Below are 16,475 nucleotides of genomic sequence, written 5' to 3'. Positions count from 1 at the left end.
CGAAATGGGGTTTCCGTTTCTATTCTGGACCTGCCCGAAGGCAGGCGACAGAAGAATATGCTTAATTTTTGCTGCTTTACCCTTCTTTGCAATCGCTGAAGGTTAATCAAACGGCGGCGGTGCCAGCACCTCACGGTTACCGTTGTGCCCCTGCTCGCTCACAATGCCCTGCGCTTCCATCTGCTCGATAATACGCGCCGCGCGGTTGTAGCCGATGCGGAACTGACGCTGCACGCCAGAGATGGATGCCTTACGTTTTTCAGTAACGAAATTAACCGCCTGATCGAATAATGGATCCAGCTCTTCGCCGCCGTCAAAGCCACCGCCGCCACCTTCGCTTTCGCTGTCGGAAGTAATGCCATCAACGTATTGCGGACGTCCACGCGCTTTCCAGTCCTGTACCACCGCGTGCACTTCCTGGTCGCGAACAAACGCACCGTGGACACGCACCGGAGAGGTGGAGTTCGGGCCGGAATAGAGCATATCCCCCATCCCCAGCAGCGACTCAGCACCGCCCTGATCCAGAATGGTACGCGAGTCGATTTTACTCGAAACGGTAAACGCAATTCGGGTTGGAATGTTCGCCTTAATCAGACCGGTGATAACGTCCACAGACGGACGCTGCGTTGCCAGCACAAGGTGGATACCCGCCGCACGCGCTTTCTGTGCCAGACGCGCGATCAGTTCTTCCACTTTCTTACCGACGGTCATCATCAGGTCGGCAAATTCATCCACCAGCACAACGATATAAGGCAGTTTTTCCAGCACCGGATGCTGGGCATCCATGCTGTCACCCGGCTTCCAGTACGGATCCGGGATCGGACGGCCCATGCGCGCCGCCTCTGCGATTTTTTCGTTGTAACCGGCCAGGTTACGCACACCCAGCGCCGACATCAGCTTGTAGCGGCGTTCCATCTCGTTGACGCTCCAGCGCAATGCGTTGGCGGCGTCCTTCATGTCGGTAACCACTTCCGTCAGCAGATGCGGAATGCCTTCATAGACCGACAGTTCGAGCATTTTCGGGTCGATCATGATGAAACGCACATCTTCCGGCTGCGCTTTATAGAGCATGCTGAGGATCATGGCGTTCACACCGACGGACTTACCGGAACCGGTGGTACCCGCGACCAGCAGGTGAGGCATTTTTGCGAGGTCTGCCACCACCGGATCGCCCGCGATATCTTTACCCAGCACCACAGTCAGCGGGGATGGGTTATCGCGGAACTTGGTGTTATCCAGAACTTCACGCAGGTAGACGGTCTGGCGTTTCTTGTTCGGCAGCTCAAGACCAACGTAAGGTTTGCCCGGTATCACTTCCACCACGCGCACCGCAACGGTCGACAGAGAACGCGCCAGGTCGCGGGAGAGGTTGGAAATACGCGCGGCTTTTACGCCAGGCGCCAGGTTCAGTTCGAAACGGGTGATCACAGGACCCGGTGAGTAGTTCACCACGTCCGCCTTGATACGGAAGTCAGCCAGACGAGCCTCAACCAGACGGGCCATCTGCTCCAGCGCAAACGTATCAACCGGCTCAACTTCAACCGGTGGCGGCGTCAGCAGATCCAGCGACGGCAGCGGCGTGCTCGGACGTTGCAGCGGACGGCTGTCACCGTTACGCATCAGCAGCGGGTGAATCAGGCTCTCCTGCGGCTGTGGCGCTGGCTGCTGGAACTGCGGCGGCTGTTGTTGTGGCTGCTGCGGCTGCGCATACGGCTGCGGAACAGGTTGCTGCGGCTGCGCGTATGTCTGCGCCTGCGGCGCTGGCTGCTGGCGCACAGGTTCTGCTTCAGGCATCACGCTCGGGGTGAATAAAGGCTCGCTCGGGCCATCATCCACCAGATCTTTCATTGGCGAGAACTCGAAATCCGACAATGAGAACGGGTTCGCGCCAGCAGGCTGTTCACCTGAGTAACGCTGCTGCTGGGTTGCCGCAAACTGACGCGCTAATTCGGCTTCAGCCGCATCATCTTCGTCTTCCAGCATCGGTTCATCGTGCTGATAGTCTTCCCCATAGCGCTGATTCTGCTGTGCAGCGAACTGGCGCGCCAGCTCGTCCTGCTGCATCTCGTCAGCATCATCCTCATAGTCCGTCTCACGCGCTTTTTCTTCGGCCATCCGCTGAGAAGGCAACTTAATCCCATAAGAGGCAAGCTCACGACGCGTTGGAACGCGAACGCGGTTAGGGCGAGGCAGTTGCGGACCAATCCCCTCTTTTACCTGAGGACGCGGCGCGCCGCCCGTTGCCAGGCTAAATACCGGTGCCGCTGCGGCAGCGGCAGCGGTAGCCTGCTTCACGCTATCCGCTACGGGTGCAACAGCAGGCGTCGGGTCGACTGGTGGAACCGAAACCGACGGGGCTTTTGGCGCAGGTTCCTGCACCGGTTCAGGCACAGGCTGATACCAGGCCGCCAGCTGCTCGCGTTCACGGGCACGACGCTCTTCAACTTCTTCAAAGTAGTACATTGGCGGACGAGAGGGTTTCACCTCTTCGACTGCCTCCGGTTCAGGCTGCGGCTCAACATAAGGCTGCACAGGCTCGACCGGTTCAGGCACATATTCCTGATACGGCTGGGACACCGGCGGCTCATACTGCTGCGGTTCATACTCAGCCTGAGGCGGCTGATAAGGCTGCTGCCACTGCGCCTGCTGCACGGGTATATAGCTTTCAGGTTCAGGCGCAATAACCGGCTCCGGCGTGTGCACACCCGGTGCGGTCTGCCACGCAACCTGAGGCTGCTGAATAACGGATTCTGGCGGCGAAACCGCCTCAGATGGCATCACGGCGTCAACTGGCGCGGCATACGCCTGCGCTGCGGTCGTTGCGGCTGCGGCAGCGGCAGCGGCAACCGGCGCGGTAACGGTATGACCATTAAGCAGCGGATCGTATTCATCGAAATCTCCCGGCATCGCGCGGTTGCCGGAGAAAAGCACATCGTCAGGATCGACGGCGGCACCCGCCGCACGGTATTCAACCTGCCCGTCTTCATCCATACGTTTACCGGAGAAGAGCGCCGCATCGGTTTTACGCCCTAGCGGGTTGGCAAATTTTTCAGCGACGCGCTGGCGACGCGCCAGGGCACCGCGCAGAATACGGGCACGACGAGATTCACGACGCTGCACCGGGGCATCGTCTTCCTCTTCGTACTCATCTTCATATTCTTCTTCATCAACCCACGTGTCATCGCGGCGGGTACGGTTGCTGGCGAAGGTGAGGATGGTGAGAATAAAGCTGCCGATCTTCTCGGCAATGCTCACCCATGACCAGCCGGTAAACAGCGTCAGCCCGGCCGCCCAGATACACAGCAGCGCCAGCGTGCCGCCGCTGCTATGCAGCATCGGCTGTAGCGCAGAGCTCAGCAGGCTGCCGATGACCCCGCCAGAGGCAAAGTACCAGATATCATCGGCGTTAATCGCCGCCAGCCCGCAGGAGGTGAGGATCAGTGCCAGCGCGCCAATCAGGCGCAGGGATACGGCAAAATAGTCGATGTAATCATCGTTCTGACGATGACGCCATGCAAACCAGCATCCGCCAATGATAATGACGGGAATGGTATAGGCCATCACACCGAAAATGAAAAAGAGCGTGTCCGCAAGCCAGGCGCCGGGTACGCCGCCTAAATTATGTATAGGCTCATGCCACGCGGTTTGCGACCAGCTGGGATCGGAGGGGTTAAAACTGAGTAAGGCTGCCATCAGCCAGACGGCGAAAAGGGCAATAACAATCAGCAAAGCCTCGAGGAGACGACGTCCGCTGCTTAGCTTCGATAATGTGACTTCTTTGTCTTCAGTGTATTCCTGGCTCAAGAAAGGCTCTCCAGGTATCAGGCATATCCTGCCTGTTTGCTAAAACGGACAACAGCGCCGGGGCTCCCCGGCACTGTTGCTGTATGGATTAACAGGAGTGTAATCAAACTACGCTGATTTTGCACCTGTTCCGTGTTAGCGCGTCTTAATAACCAGACGATTGCTCTGTTTGACCTCTTCCATCACCACATAGGTACGGGTGTCGTTCACGCCTGGCAGACGCAGCAGGGTTTCCCCCAGCAGCTTACGGTAGGCGGACATATCAGGCACACGGGTTTTCAACAGGTAGTCAAAATCACCGGAAACCAGATGACACTCTTGAATTTCTTCAAGTTTTTGTACAGCGGCGTTAAATTGCTCAAACACATCCGGCGCACCACGATTCAGAGTAATCTCAACAAATACCAGAAGTGAGGCATCCAGATAATGCGGGTTCAGCAGAGCCGTATAGCCCTGAATAAAACCCTGTCTTTCCAGTCGGCGCACACGCTCAAGGCACGGCGTCGGGGAAAGTCCCACACGTTTTGAAAGCTCGACGTTGGAAATACGCCCATCCTTTTGCAATTCATTAAGAATGTTACGATCGATACGGTCGAGATCTTTGCCAGGGCGCTTCTTGCTATCTACCATTATTATTGTCTCTCTGTATTCCTTCCCTACTCCTGCCTGGACCCTGTGCACATCACTGTTCAGAGCCTGTACCCGTTAGTCATCACATCGCCTGGTTATGTATTAGACGCGATGCGGATTCGGGTTCTGTTGGTAAGAAGACCGCTGCCCGAAGGCTGTCACCGACATCACGTATGGCGTCTGTCCACGCCATGCGTAGATTTCACTGACACGGTAAAAATGGCATTTACGTGCATGCCTATGCGGCATACGGTTAACGCGGTTTTTTTTCTTCCTTGAATGTTTTCGCAAATGCGCAGGGGATTGTCAAAGCAAAACATCGTTTTTTAGTACAAGATGCCGGATATTCATTTCGGAGGGGTATTAATCCTCATTTTGCTGCCTTATAAACGAGCGGTTTTCAGTAGCAGGCATGATGTAATCTTGTCAGATCCATCGGGCGCAGCTATTGCATATATCGAAAGCAAAATCCCAGTGCTCTTTTTTTACGGCAACAAATTCCCTACAATCCAGCCCATTGCCTGCCAACAACAATGGGGATCTCATGGGCACGACCAAACACAGTAAGTTGCTAATCCTTGGTTCCGGACCTGCGGGATATACCGCGGCGGTCTATGCTGCACGCGCTAACCTGCAGCCGGTTCTGATCACCGGGATGGAAAAAGGCGGTCAGTTGACCACCACCACCGAAGTGGAAAACTGGCCGGGTGATCCGAACGACCTGACCGGGCCGCTGCTGATGGAACGCATGCACGAGCATGCCACCAAATTCGAAACCGAAATTCTCTTCGACCACATTAATAAGGTCGACCTGCAGAACCGTCCGTTCCGTCTGACGGGTGACAGCGGCGAATACACCTGCGACGCGCTGATCATCGCCACTGGCGCCTCAGCCCGCTACCTCGGCCTGCCATCCGAAGAAGCGTTTAAAGGCCGCGGCGTCTCTGCCTGCGCCACCTGTGACGGTTTCTTCTATCGTAACCAGAAAGTTGCGGTTATCGGCGGCGGCAACACCGCAGTGGAAGAAGCGCTCTACCTGGCGAACATCGCCTCTGAGGTGCATCTGATCCACCGTCGCGACACCTTCCGCGCGGAGAAAATCCTGATCAAACGTCTGATGGATAAAGTGGCGAGCGGCAACATCGTGCTACATACCAACCGCACGCTGGAAGAAGTCACCGGCGATCAGATGGGCGTTGCGGGTCTGCGTATCCGCGATACCCAGAACACCGATAACGTCGAAACGCTGGAAGTGGCAGGCCTGTTTGTGGCTATCGGCCACAGCCCTAACACCGCGATTTTCGAAGGTCAGCTGGAGCTGGAGAACGGCTATATCAAAGTGCAGTCCGGCATCCACGGTAACGCGACTCAAACCAGCATCCCGGGCGTGTTTGCAGCTGGCGACGTGATGGACCACATTTACCGTCAGGCGATCACCTCTGCAGGCACCGGTTGTATGGCCGCGCTGGATGCAGAACGCTACCTCGATGGACTGGCTGAACAAGGGAAATAATCTTTACAAGTCAGTAACAAACGTAAATAAAGGCGGCGATAAGTCGCCTTTATTGTCTCTCCGTTGTAACATTGCGCTGCCCAACTCTAATAACGTCACCTGCAAAGTACGCAATGGAAAAAACCCGTCAACAAGAGTTAACACGCTGGCTGAAACAGCAAAGCGTTCTTTCCCGCCGCTGGCTTACGATCTCCCGTGTCCTGGGATTCGTTAGCGGTCTGTTGATTGTTGCCCAGGCATGGCTGCTGGCCCGCATTCTCAATCATATGATCATGGAGAACATCCCCCGCGAAGCGCTCCTGCTGCCCTTCATTGTCCTGATCCTGATTTTTGTCCTGCGTGCCTGGGTGGTATGGCTGCGTGAACGTGTCGGTTTCCACGCCGGACAACATATCCGCTACGAGATCCGCCGTCAGGTGCTCGATCGCCTTCAGGAAGCCGGACCTGCGTGGATCCAGGGTAAACCAGCCGGAAGCTGGGCGACGCTGATCCTTGAGCAGATAGACGATATGCACGACTACTATGCGCGCTACCTGCCGCAGATGGCCCTTGCCGTCTTCGTTCCGCTGCTGATTGTTATTGCCATCTTCCCGGTTAACTGGATGGCTGCGCTGATCCTGATGGGCACTGCCCCACTGATCCCGCTGTTTATGGCGCTGGTTGGGATGGGGGCAGCAGATGCCAACCGTCGTAACTTTCTGGCACTGGGGCGCTTAAGCGGCCATTTCCTGGATCGTCTTCGCGGCATGGAGACGTTGCGCATCTTTGGCCGCGGCGAAGCGGAAACTGAAAACATTCGCCGGGCGTCGCAGGACTTCCGCCAGCGCACGATGGAAGTGTTACGCCTGGCTTTTCTCTCTTCCGGCGTGCTGGAATTCTTTACCTCGCTGTCGATTGCCCTCGTGGCGGTCTACTTCGGCTTTTCCTATCTTGGCGCGCTGGATTTCGGCCATTACGGCACGGCAGTGACCCTTTCTGCCGGTTTCCTGGCGCTGATCCTGGCCCCGGAATTTTTCCAGCCGCTACGCGATCTGGGAACCTTTTATCATGCCAAAGCGCAGGCGGTTGGCGCGGCAGATAGCCTGAAAACGTTCCTGGAAACGCCGCTGGCGCATCCGGAACGGGGTGACGTGACGCTGAATGCCAACGATCCCGTGACCATTGAAGCGCAGGACTTTTCCATTCTGTCACCCGAAGGCAAAGTGCTCGCGGGTCCGCTGAACTTTACCTTATCTGCCGGACAACGCGTGGTGCTGGTCGGCACCAGCGGCTCCGGGAAAAGTTCTCTGCTGAACGCCTTAGCCGGTTTTATGGCCTACACCGGCTCGCTGCGGGTAAACAAAACCGAACTACGCGACCTCGATCCAGACGTCTGGCGTAAACAACTCAGTTGGGTCGGACAAAACCCGCAGCTTCCGGCCTCTACGCTGCGAGAAAACGTCCTTCTGGCGCGCCCGAACGCGCGTGAAGATGAGCTGCACTCGGTTCTCGACCGCGCGTGGGTCAGCGAGTTTCTGCCGCAGCTCCCGCAAGGGGTGGATACCGTCGTCGGTGACCAGTCTGCCGGTCTGTCGGTCGGACAGGCCCAGCGCGTGGCCGTGGCCCGGGCTCTTCTTAACCCGAGCCAGCTGATGCTGCTGGATGAACCCGCTGCCAGCCTGGATGCCCACAGCGAGCAGCGCGTGATGGAGACGCTGAACGCCGCCTCGCGGCAGCAAACCACCCTGATGGTCACCCACCAGCTGGAAGGTATTGCTGACTGGGATGAGGTCTGGGTGATGGAAAACGGTCGTATCGTTGAGCAAGGCGATTACGCCTCTCTTGTTGCCGCGCAGGGGCCATTTGCCGCCCTGCTGGCGAACCGTCAGGAGGACATCTGATGCGTGCTCTGCTGCCTTATCTTGCGCTCTATAAACGCCACAAATGGATGCTGACGCTGGGCATTGTGCTGGCAATTGTGACGCTGCTCGCCAGTATCGGCCTGCTCACGCTTTCCGGCTGGTTCCTGTCGGCCTCTGCCGTCGCGGGATTCGCCGGGTTATACAGCTTCAACTATATGCTTCCCGCGGCTGGCGTGCGCGGTACGGCGATTACCCGTACTGCCGGACGCTATTTCGAGCGGCTGGTCAGCCACGACGCGACGTTCCGCGTCCTGCAGCACCTGCGTATTTACACCTTCAGCAAACTGCTTCCCCTCTCCCCTGCCGGGCTGGCGCGTTTTCGTCAGGGCGAGTTACTGAACCGCGTCGTTGCGGATGTCGACACGCTCGATCACCTGTACCTGCGCGTGATCTCCCCGATAGTGGGCGCGTTTGTGGTGATTGTGGTGGTCACGCTGGGACTCTCTGTTCTGGATGTTCCCGTTGCGCTGACGCTGGGCGGGATCATGCTGCTGACACTCATCATTCTGCCGCCGCTGTTTTACCGTGCCGGGAAATCCACCGGGGAAAACCTGACGCGTCTGCGCGGAGATTACCGCCAGCAGTTGACCTCCTGGCTTCAGGGGCAGGCAGAGCTGACCATTTTTGGTGCCAGTAAGCGCTACCGCGCGCGCATGGAAAGTACCGAGCTGAACTGGCATGAGGCCCAGCGCCGCCAGTCGGAACTGACGGCCTTTTCCCAGGCGCTGATGATGTTGATCGGCGGCGTGGCGGTGATCGCCATGCTGTGGCTGGCTTCCGGCAATGTCGGCGGTAACACACAGCCAGGCCCTCTTATTGCCCTCTTCGTTTTCTGTGCGCTGGCCGCTTTTGAAGCGCTGGCCCCGGTCACGGGCGCTTTCCAGCATCTGGGGCAGGTGATCGCCTCTGCCCTGCGCATCACCCAGATTGCCGAGCAGGAGCCTGAAGTGACGTTCAGTACCAGGCAAACTGCGGTGCCTGAGCTGGTTGCGCTGACCCTTGATGACGTAACCTTCACCTACGACAAACAGGCGCAGAACGCACTGGAAGGTATCAATCTGTCAGTCAATGCAGGACAGCGGATTGCGATCCTCGGCCGCACCGGCTGCGGTAAGTCGACGCTGTTGCAGCTGCTGACGCGCGCCTGGGATCCGAAGCACGGTCAGATTCGTTTTAACGAGACTCCGCTGGCAGATTTCAGTGAACAGGCACTCCGTAAGACCGTCAGCGTCGTTCCGCAGCGCGTACACCTCTTTAGCGCCACGCTGCGCGATAACCTGCTGCTGGCCGCGCCGGAAGCGTCAGACGATGCGCTGCGCGCCATGCTGGAGCAGGTCGGGCTGCAAAAGCTGCTTGAGGACGAAGGGCTGAACAGCTGGCTGGGTGAAGGCGGCCGTCAGCTTTCCGGCGGAGAGCTGCGCCGCCTGGCGATTGCGCGTGCGCTGCTGCATGATGCGCCATTAATGCTGCTCGACGAACCGACCGAAGGGCTTGATGCGACAACCGAGAGCCAAATTCTTGATTTGCTCGCGAATGTTATGACCGGCAAAACCGTACTGATGGTGACACACCGCCTGCGCGGTCTGGCGAGTTTTGATCGGATAATTGTGATGGACAACGGACACATTATTGAGCAAGGTAGTCACGCAGAGCTGTTGGCGAAACAGGGTCGCTACTACCAGTTTAAACAGCGTCTGTAGACTATATTTGTAGCGTCCTCACTCGCGTACTGGAGTTTTGCTGTCATGCGCCTGGTCCAGCTTTCTCGTCATAACATCGCGTTCCCTTCGCCGGAGGGTGCACTGCGTGAGCCCAACGGGCTGCTGGCCCTTGGCGGTGACCTTAGCCCTGCACGGCTATTGATGGCGTACCAGCGCGGCATCTTCCCGTGGTTTTCTCCCGGCGATCCAATTTTATGGTGGTCTCCCGACCCGCGCGCCGTGCTGTGGCCAGAGCAGTTTCACCTGAGCCGCAGCATGAAGCGTTTCCATAGCAAATCACCGTACCGCGTCACGCTGAACCACGCTTTTGGGCAGGTGATCGAAGGGTGTGCCGAAGACCGTCACGAGGGAACGTGGATCACTCGCGATATCATCAACGCCTACCACCAGCTCCATGAGCTTGGCTACGCCCACTCTATTGAGGTTTGGGAAAAGGGTGAACTGGTTGGCGGGATGTACGGCGTGGCGCAAGGAACGTTGTTTTGCGGCGAGTCGATGTTCTCCCGTGCGGTTAACGCCTCGAAAACCGCGCTGCTGGTCTTCTCCCGGACGTTTGCCCAACGCGGCGGACGCCTGATCGATTGCCAGGTCCTTAATGAACATACGGCCTCCCTCGGTGCCGTGGACATCCCGCGACGTCAATATATCGAGCATCTGGATGCCTGCCGTCAGGAGAAGCTCCCGCACGACTTCTGGATACCCGGAACGCTCTTTATGCCCAATAGCTAAATGTTTTCCGCATATTTTTTGTGAGGGTGTTATAATTATGCCGCAGAGTAGCTTCTGCCTGTTGCCCCGCCGCCGTTTGGGACCCTCGCTTCAGATAACGTCCTGACGTTTATCCTGTCGTCTCCCCTTTACGAATGCGCTTCCTGTTCGGTTGTACCGTGACGCTTGGGCAATGCGCCGAAACTGTTTTGCTGCGTTTTAATCGCGCAATTCTTTACTTAATTGATGAATTTCGGCATTATCTTGCCGGTTCAAAACTTGGTAGTGATACCCCAGAGGATTAGATGGCCAAAGAAGACAATATTGAAATGCAGGGTACCGTACTTGATACGTTGCCTAATACCATGTTTCGCGTAGAGCTGGAAAACGGTCACGTGGTAACTGCGCACATCTCCGGTAAAATGCGCAAAAACTACATCCGCATTTTGACGGGCGACAAAGTGACTGTTGAACTGACCCCGTACGACCTGAGCAAAGGCCGCATTGTCTTCCGTAGTCGCTAATTGTTTTCGCCTGTAATGGCAGATGAATCTTAAATAAGGCCGGGATATTCCCGGCCTTATTTTTTGATGGTGCAGTTGATTATTTGAACAATTATTTGGCGGTTCGTTTGAGCGTCGAGGCTGTCTGTTCGACAGTGTAGGAAGTAAGGGGGTGAAGCCTTATTTTCTATTTTGCTAAGCTGCGTGTGTGGCAGTGTATGAATTCTCTCGCAATAGTGGGTCACGGCAGAGCTTTTAAGCTGCCTGCACGGCAGTGCACACTGTCGAACAGTTTTTTGAACTTAGTCAAATTTCTAAGCTGCCTGCACGGCAGTGCACTCACTAAAATTTCGACCAGTCTGTTCGGCAATTTTCTAAGCTGCCTGCACGGCAGTGCACATGTTCTAGCGGCATTAGCGCAAAGCAGCTCCTTTCTAAGCTGCCTGCACGGCAGTGCACAAAAAGGTAATGATATTGTTCACCTTCCATCGTTTCTAAGCTGCCTGCACGGCAGTGCACCTTTCGTCGCTGTTTGTTGCCTGCGGGTCAATTTTCTAAGCTGCCTGCACGGCAGTGCACAACCTATAACTACATCAACGGGACATGGAGCATTTCTAAGCTGCCTGCACGGCAGTGCACTGTGATTTATAACTGGTGACATAAACCCTCCATTTCTAAGCTGCCTGCACGGCAGTGCACTGGAATAATATCCCCACACCATTATGATTTTCATACAAAAAAAGCTAAAAACCCTTCTCTTACCCTCTTTTTCACCCACCAAAATTTCCCATTTAAAATCAATACATTACAAATTCACTAAAAATTAGGGTCAAATGCCCTTTTCTCTTCCCTATGCATACAAAACACTCATTTCACTCCTCCCGACAAATGGCTATACTTAACCATGACAAATGACATTACTCAGGAGAAAGCATGAGAACCTGGATCCCCGCGCAGAAACCTGCTGATAACGCACTATGGCGCTACGCCGGTTTACCTGCAAACAGAGGTATGCGGCTGATTGAGTATCTCAACCAGGGCTTACCCGTCAGCGTCCTCGACAATATCCACGAGTGGACGGCCATGTCGAAAGCAGATATTTTGCGCGTCACAGGGATTAATGAGCGTAACGTGGCTCGTCGCAAAAGCGCGGGACGGACGCTAACGCCGGATGAGAGCGAACGCGTGGCCCGTTTCGTACGGGTGCTGGATGCAGCCGTCGATTATTTTGGCAGTAAAGAAGAGGCATGGAACTGGCTGCAAGCACCGGTGCGCGGGCTTGGGAATGTGGCACCTGTCGACCTGATTGCCACGGAAACCGGTGCTCTGGAAGTCACCGACTTGATTGGTCGACTGGAGCACGGAGTGTTCGCATGATTTTTTATCGGCTGGTGACGGGACGTTATGCCAGCGAAGCGTGGAGTGGAAGTGGCGCAAACCAGTATGGCGGACGCTGGAACCATAAAGGACATCCTGCCGTGTATGTGTCCACCACCATCTCGCTGGCGTCACTGGAGATTTTAGTCCACGTTAAAAAAGATACCGTGCTGAATCAGTACCAGCTTTTCAGCATCGATATCCCGGATGACCAGATTGATTACCTGGATAAAGCGTGGCTACCCGAGGACTGGCAGGAAAACCCAGCGCCGGTATCAACAATGGATCTGGGAACCGGTTGGTTACAGGCTAACAGTGCCCTCGCGCTTATCTTACCTTCCTGCATCATCCCTTATGAAAACAATGCCATCCTTAACCCCTTACATCCTGCATTTCACTCGTCGCTCGATTCAGTTCAGCAGTTGCCCTTTATTTTTGATTCCCGCCTGGCTGAAAAAACCGCACCCTGAACGCTGATGCGGTTATGCTTCTCAGAACCAGGGAACCGTCGCCGTCGCGCTGAGCCCGTAGGTTGTAAACATGCCGGTGGCAGGCGCAGAAAGCAAATCACCGTGGCGAATAAAGAGTTTAAAAGACTGGCCCGAAGAGAGGCTGCGCAGGTTAAGCCAGGGTAAATCCGTTCTCGCTTCCTGCATCGTCAGAAGACGTTGTTGCGCCTCTTCCTCGGTTAACCATCCCTTTTTCACCGAGCGTCGCATGAGCCTCTGCGTGCTACTTTTCACCTGAACGCGGCTCACGCAGCGCCACTGGTTGACGACAGGCACGGGCTGGATGTCCGAGGACATGCAGTAGTCGCTCAATCCTTTTCGCCATATGAGTGATTCGAGTTCGCTTAACGCCGGGTGAGTACCATGCAAGCGTAACACCGGACCAGGCTTAATGCCGTGCGCAGGGAAACTAACGCCAATATCCCCCTTCCCCCGCTGACCCAGCGCACGATGCAGCTTAGCCACCAGCGCGGTCATCAGCATCTCCTCGCTGAACTCCGGGTCGGGCAGGACGCGGATCTCAATGTAGTGATCCATAGCCACTCCTTACTCGCCCTTCTCACCGAAGACGCCGCCGCGGATCAGCACGGCCATCACGTAATGTTGCTGTTCAACGTCAGGCTTTTGGCCTTTCGTCACCCAGTTATCCAGCAAGGTGTAGAAGTCCATTTTCTCTTTCGGCTGACGACAAGCCACACCGCGGCTGGTGACTGAGCCGTAAGGTTCCACGGCGATAGCGCCCAGTGCATCTACCTGAGGATGCCAGGTATCGATAGTTCGAATGGCATTACCGATTTTCTGCGAATGCATGCCTGCCACATTATCCACCTGATACAGCAGGCGACTCTTGCTGCTGTTGCTGTCCAGAACCAGTTCCTGCGACGGGAAGATCTCCTGTCCGGCACCGAGAAGCACCTGCGCTTCGACGTTCAAGAGAACAAATCCTTCACCGCTAAGCCCTTTTTCGATTTCTTGCGCCAGTGCGTTCAGGCTCTCGTCGCTGGCAGAAAAATCTCGCAGCGCATAGCTGTATGCATCAAACGTCCACGACTTACTGCCCGTCACGGTCACGATAATTTTTTCTGCACCGACGCGGTTGCGCCATAAAAAACGGCCGTTAGCCAGGTTGGTTGCGTAGCGGCGCGCCAGTTCTGCAAAACCGTGTTCACTGATATAGCCGTCGATAACCTGCTGAAGTTCATCCTGATAGGCACGATCGTTACACACAGACGGCGTCGACAGGTTACCCAGCACGCGCAGGGTAAATTTCACTTTCAGGGTGTCCGCACCAGCAGGCAGTGCCGCCACATCGACTCGCTGCAGGTTCGCTTTCTGGATCTCAGCATCCAGTTTCGCCGGATCGTTGGTGAGCGCGTTTTTCAAACGGTTAGAAATGGTACCACGCACCGCTTTTTCCTGAATACGAATCGGTTGCCAGGTCTCTCCCTCCCAGCTTCCTGAATACATCATCGCATCCGAGGTTGCCAGTTTACGTTCAAATGCCAGTACAGATGCCGTTTTAACGGCAGTTGGAGCCTTTGCCATAGATAAGTCCTTTTTTAATTAAGATGTTCAGATGTCACCGGCGCGCCCGCGCCCTGACAGTAGTAACCTGTTTCTGTCGTGTGATAACGCCAGAAAATGTCGTCTAAAGACTGAATCCGGTGCAGACTGCACCATTCGCCCACGCCATGCACCGCTTCGGTATACGCGAAGGGCGTTTTTGCATCGCGCGCGTTTGCCACGACACCGGGCGCGTAGAGTTCAGAGATGCGCTGGTAACCTGTCATTAATGGCACCAGATAGCCGGGCTTAGGTTTGGGGACGTAGTGCCAGTTTGCTGGCTCGCCTTCGGATATGTTGCCGTCCTCCGGCGTTTCAGCCTGCATTTTCAACGAAGCGAAATCGAGCCAGGCGTCAAGCAGCGTGGCGTTAGGGTCGTTTTCAAGAAGCGTGTGATGATGTTCCGCCAGCCAGCTACTGCGATCGCGCAGGGCAAAACCCGGCATCAATTGCCACTGTAGTCGGCCCATTTCCTGAGCGCTGGCAGGCATCGTCATAACCGAAATATTCTGGATATCGACGATGATTCCCCCCGCCAGTCGAAGCGTCGGGCATACCTGAGACAGCAACTCGGCGAGATCGCGCTGCCCGTATTCACCGTTGGGGATTTCCCCGTGGCATTCCAGCAGCAGTGACACCGTCATATGCATGCGCCCCTCTTCATTAAAAGAGGCCGTTTTCGCTTCACGGGTAAGGGGGTTACGCGTCAGGGCGAACTGATAATCACGACCAGACGTATGCGCGTGGATCTGGTGTTCGTGGCTCACGACGGCGCAGCCATCAATGCGCAGCCCGTGCGTTTCAGTGAGTTTGCGAGACAGCGCATGAGAAAATCCCATGAAATGGGTGATGGCGGGAAAACCCCAGGTCAGGCCAGCAATCGCGTTGGCGTTTTCAACTCTCACACGGCGAAGCAGGATCAGTGAGCTCATTTCAGCGCCTCCTGGATAATTTTTTCCATCTCGCGGAGGTTGGCCCGTAAACGTTCGCGGGTTTCCCATTCTCGTTTTTCTACAGCACCTAAATCCGGCATCGGCTTCCGCAAACGGGCGTTCAGCCACAGGGCAAAATCTTCGGCCACAGCGTCCTGCCAGTCGTCTTTTTCTCGTTCAAGACGGAAGGCTTCGTCTGTTTTTGTGCGCCAGGGATCGAGCCAGAGCTGTTGATGTGGTTTCAGATCCGGGCAATTGCACGTCCAGTTCTGCGCGGTTTCACGCTGAAATTCAGATGCGATCTCAAACAGCAGATCGATAATCATATTGATGTAGCCATCGCGGGCTTCACGAATACGAAAATTGGTGTAATCACCCGCTTTCGTCAGTAGGGAAACAAGCAGCTGAATGTGGCTCTTCGCCCGGCGGTCAAATTGCCCCCCCCAGGCGAAAACAGAACGTAAACTCACAGGCGGCTTTTCTGCTCTTTTCCACCGCGGCGGCTGGCAGGAAAGTAGCCAGCTCCGTCCGCCGCGCACGCTGTTGAGATAGGAAATGTTCTGCGGTTTAGTGCCACCGAAGTGTATTTCTGCTGAATCCGGGAAAAGTGTCAGCGAAGCAGGATGCCAGGTTTTCTCGCGCCTGGCTTTCCAGATGGCTTTAACCTCATCGCCAAAACGGAAGGCAATCATTTTCTGATGCATCGCGTGAACAAGCGAGGTGGCAAACAGCGGGCTTAACAGATGGTAATCACCACCAGCCGGAAAATAACTCTGTTTCGCCAGCTTATGTGAAGCAGGCTCTCCAGGCGTTAAGGCGCGGGAAAATCCCGCAATCCACTCACTCAATTGACTCGCGTCATTGGTAAAAGCGGCCAGCGCAGCATGATCGCCACGTTTCAGGCTAGCCAGTAGAGAATCGCCATCTTCTGTCCGCGTTTGCAGCAGTTTCGCGATGTCCAGCGCAGCGGCGTTACCCACCGCATCCGGTTCCAGACCTGACAACGCAGCGGTGCTGAGATACCCTTCCTTCGCCACTGCCTCGCTGTAAATACTGCTACTCTTTGAATCCCCGTGGGTAAATTTCGCCGCATGGGTCACGAGGTTAATTTGCCCGGCTCGCTTCGCGGCATCCGTCAGCCATGCTTTCGGTTCATAGCGAAGCTCCAGTGCCCGGCGTTCTGCCGCAAGCGTTGCGCTATCTGTATCGCTGCGCTTTGCGGCCTCTTTACCACATGCTTCCAGCTTTGCTTGCCGTCGTCCGGCAATGTACTCAGCGATGAAAGCGCTTAGTGCTTCAACTGACATACTTGCT

General features: G+C 55.8%; 13 protein-coding genes and 1 CRISPR repeat array. Of the genes, 7 read left to right on the top strand and 6 right to left on the bottom strand.

The features are described from left to right. Positions 1-102: 102 nt before the first annotated feature. Positions 103-3,804 carry a DNA translocase FtsK 4TM domain-containing protein gene (locus ACWKXT_RS00480; RefSeq protein WP_454531408.1) on the bottom strand — a complete coding sequence of 1,234 codons (3,702 nt, stop codon included), beginning with the start codon at positions 3,802-3,804 and terminating at the stop codon, positions 103-105. 135 nt (positions 3,805-3,939) lie between these two features. Beyond that, on the bottom strand, positions 3,940-4,434 hold the full coding sequence (lrp, locus tag ACWKXT_RS00475; protein ID WP_000228469.1) for a leucine-responsive transcriptional regulator Lrp: 495 nt from the start codon (positions 4,432-4,434) through the stop codon (positions 3,940-3,942). A 544-nt stretch (positions 4,435-4,978) separates the two neighbouring features. Here lrp and trxB point away from each other — a divergent pair. The 7 genes from trxB to ACWKXT_RS00440 all read left to right on the top strand — a co-directional run bounded on the left by trxB (position 4,979) and on the right by ACWKXT_RS00440 (position 12,627). Beyond that, entirely contained in the window at positions 4,979-5,947 is a 969-nt protein-coding gene (gene trxB / locus ACWKXT_RS00470) for a thioredoxin-disulfide reductase (RefSeq protein WP_047368204.1), read from the top strand. Positions 5,948-6,060: 113 nt separating this feature from the next. Beyond that, positions 6,061-7,827 carry a heme ABC transporter permease/ATP-binding protein CydD gene (cydD, locus tag ACWKXT_RS00465; RefSeq protein ID WP_454531407.1) on the top strand — a complete coding sequence of 589 codons (1,767 nt, stop codon included), beginning with the start codon at positions 6,061-6,063 and terminating at the stop codon, positions 7,825-7,827. Then, positions 7,827-9,548 (top strand): heme ABC transporter ATP-binding protein/permease CydC, encoded by a 1,722-nt coding sequence (cydC, locus tag ACWKXT_RS00460; RefSeq protein WP_454531406.1) that lies wholly within the window; start codon positions 7,827-7,829, stop codon positions 9,546-9,548. The genes cydD and cydC overlap by 1 nt, the downstream gene beginning before the upstream one ends. Before the next feature lie 45 nt (positions 9,549-9,593). Then, positions 9,594-10,298: a leucyl/phenylalanyl-tRNA--protein transferase gene (gene aat, locus ACWKXT_RS00455; protein WP_454528941.1), complete on the top strand. Its 705-nt coding sequence runs from the start codon at positions 9,594-9,596 to the stop codon at positions 10,296-10,298. Between the two features lie 284 nt (positions 10,299-10,582). Beyond that, positions 10,583-10,801 carry a translation initiation factor IF-1 gene (infA, locus tag ACWKXT_RS00450; RefSeq protein ID WP_002211347.1) on the top strand — a complete coding sequence of 73 codons (219 nt, stop codon included), beginning with the start codon at positions 10,583-10,585 and terminating at the stop codon, positions 10,799-10,801. A 231-nt stretch (positions 10,802-11,032) separates the two neighbouring features. Further along, a CRISPR array of direct repeats spans positions 11,033-11,479; the repeat unit is 28 nt; unit sequence TTTCTAAGCTGCCTGCACGGCAGTGCAC. A gap of 234 nt (positions 11,480-11,713) precedes the next feature. Continuing rightward, positions 11,714-12,157, top strand: a complete 444-nt coding sequence (gene parS / locus ACWKXT_RS00445; RefSeq protein ID WP_217479915.1) for a type II RES/Xre toxin-antitoxin system antitoxin — start codon at positions 11,714-11,716, stop codon at positions 12,155-12,157. Beyond that, complete coding sequence (locus tag ACWKXT_RS00440; protein ID WP_454531405.1) at positions 12,154-12,627, top strand: RES family NAD+ phosphorylase; 474 nt, start codon at positions 12,154-12,156, stop codon at positions 12,625-12,627. The genes parS and ACWKXT_RS00440 overlap by 4 nt, the downstream gene beginning before the upstream one ends. A 21-nt stretch (positions 12,628-12,648) precedes the next feature. Here the strand turns inward: ACWKXT_RS00440 and cas6f are convergent, their stop codons facing one another. The 4 genes from cas6f to csy1 are packed head-to-tail and all read right to left on the bottom strand — an operon-like array spanning position 12,649 to position 16,468. Then, positions 12,649-13,203 carry a type I-F CRISPR-associated endoribonuclease Cas6/Csy4 gene (gene cas6f / locus ACWKXT_RS00435; protein ID WP_454531404.1) on the bottom strand — a complete coding sequence of 185 codons (555 nt, stop codon included), beginning with the start codon at positions 13,201-13,203 and terminating at the stop codon, positions 12,649-12,651. A gap of 9 nt (positions 13,204-13,212) precedes the next feature. Continuing rightward, positions 13,213-14,211: a type I-F CRISPR-associated protein Csy3 gene (csy3, locus tag ACWKXT_RS00430; protein ID WP_454528937.1), complete on the bottom strand. Its 999-nt coding sequence runs from the start codon at positions 14,209-14,211 to the stop codon at positions 13,213-13,215. A gap of 14 nt (positions 14,212-14,225) precedes the next feature. After that, the gene (csy2, locus tag ACWKXT_RS00425) at positions 14,226-15,161 is read right to left on the bottom strand and encodes a type I-F CRISPR-associated protein Csy2 (RefSeq protein ID WP_454531403.1); all 936 of its coding nucleotides are present in this window, start codon (positions 15,159-15,161) and stop codon (positions 14,226-14,228) included. Beyond that, positions 15,158-16,468, bottom strand: coding sequence for a type I-F CRISPR-associated protein Csy1 (csy1, locus tag ACWKXT_RS00420; RefSeq protein WP_454531402.1), 1,311 nt, complete (start codon positions 16,466-16,468; stop codon positions 15,158-15,160). The genes csy2 and csy1 overlap by 4 nt, the downstream gene beginning before the upstream one ends. Between the last annotated feature and the right edge of the window lie 7 nt (positions 16,469-16,475).

Source organism: Enterobacter sp. UPMP701 (genome assembly GCF_053709515.1).
The sequence above is the reverse complement of the archived record's forward strand: the minus strand, read 5'-3'. Positions and strand labels throughout refer to the sequence as shown.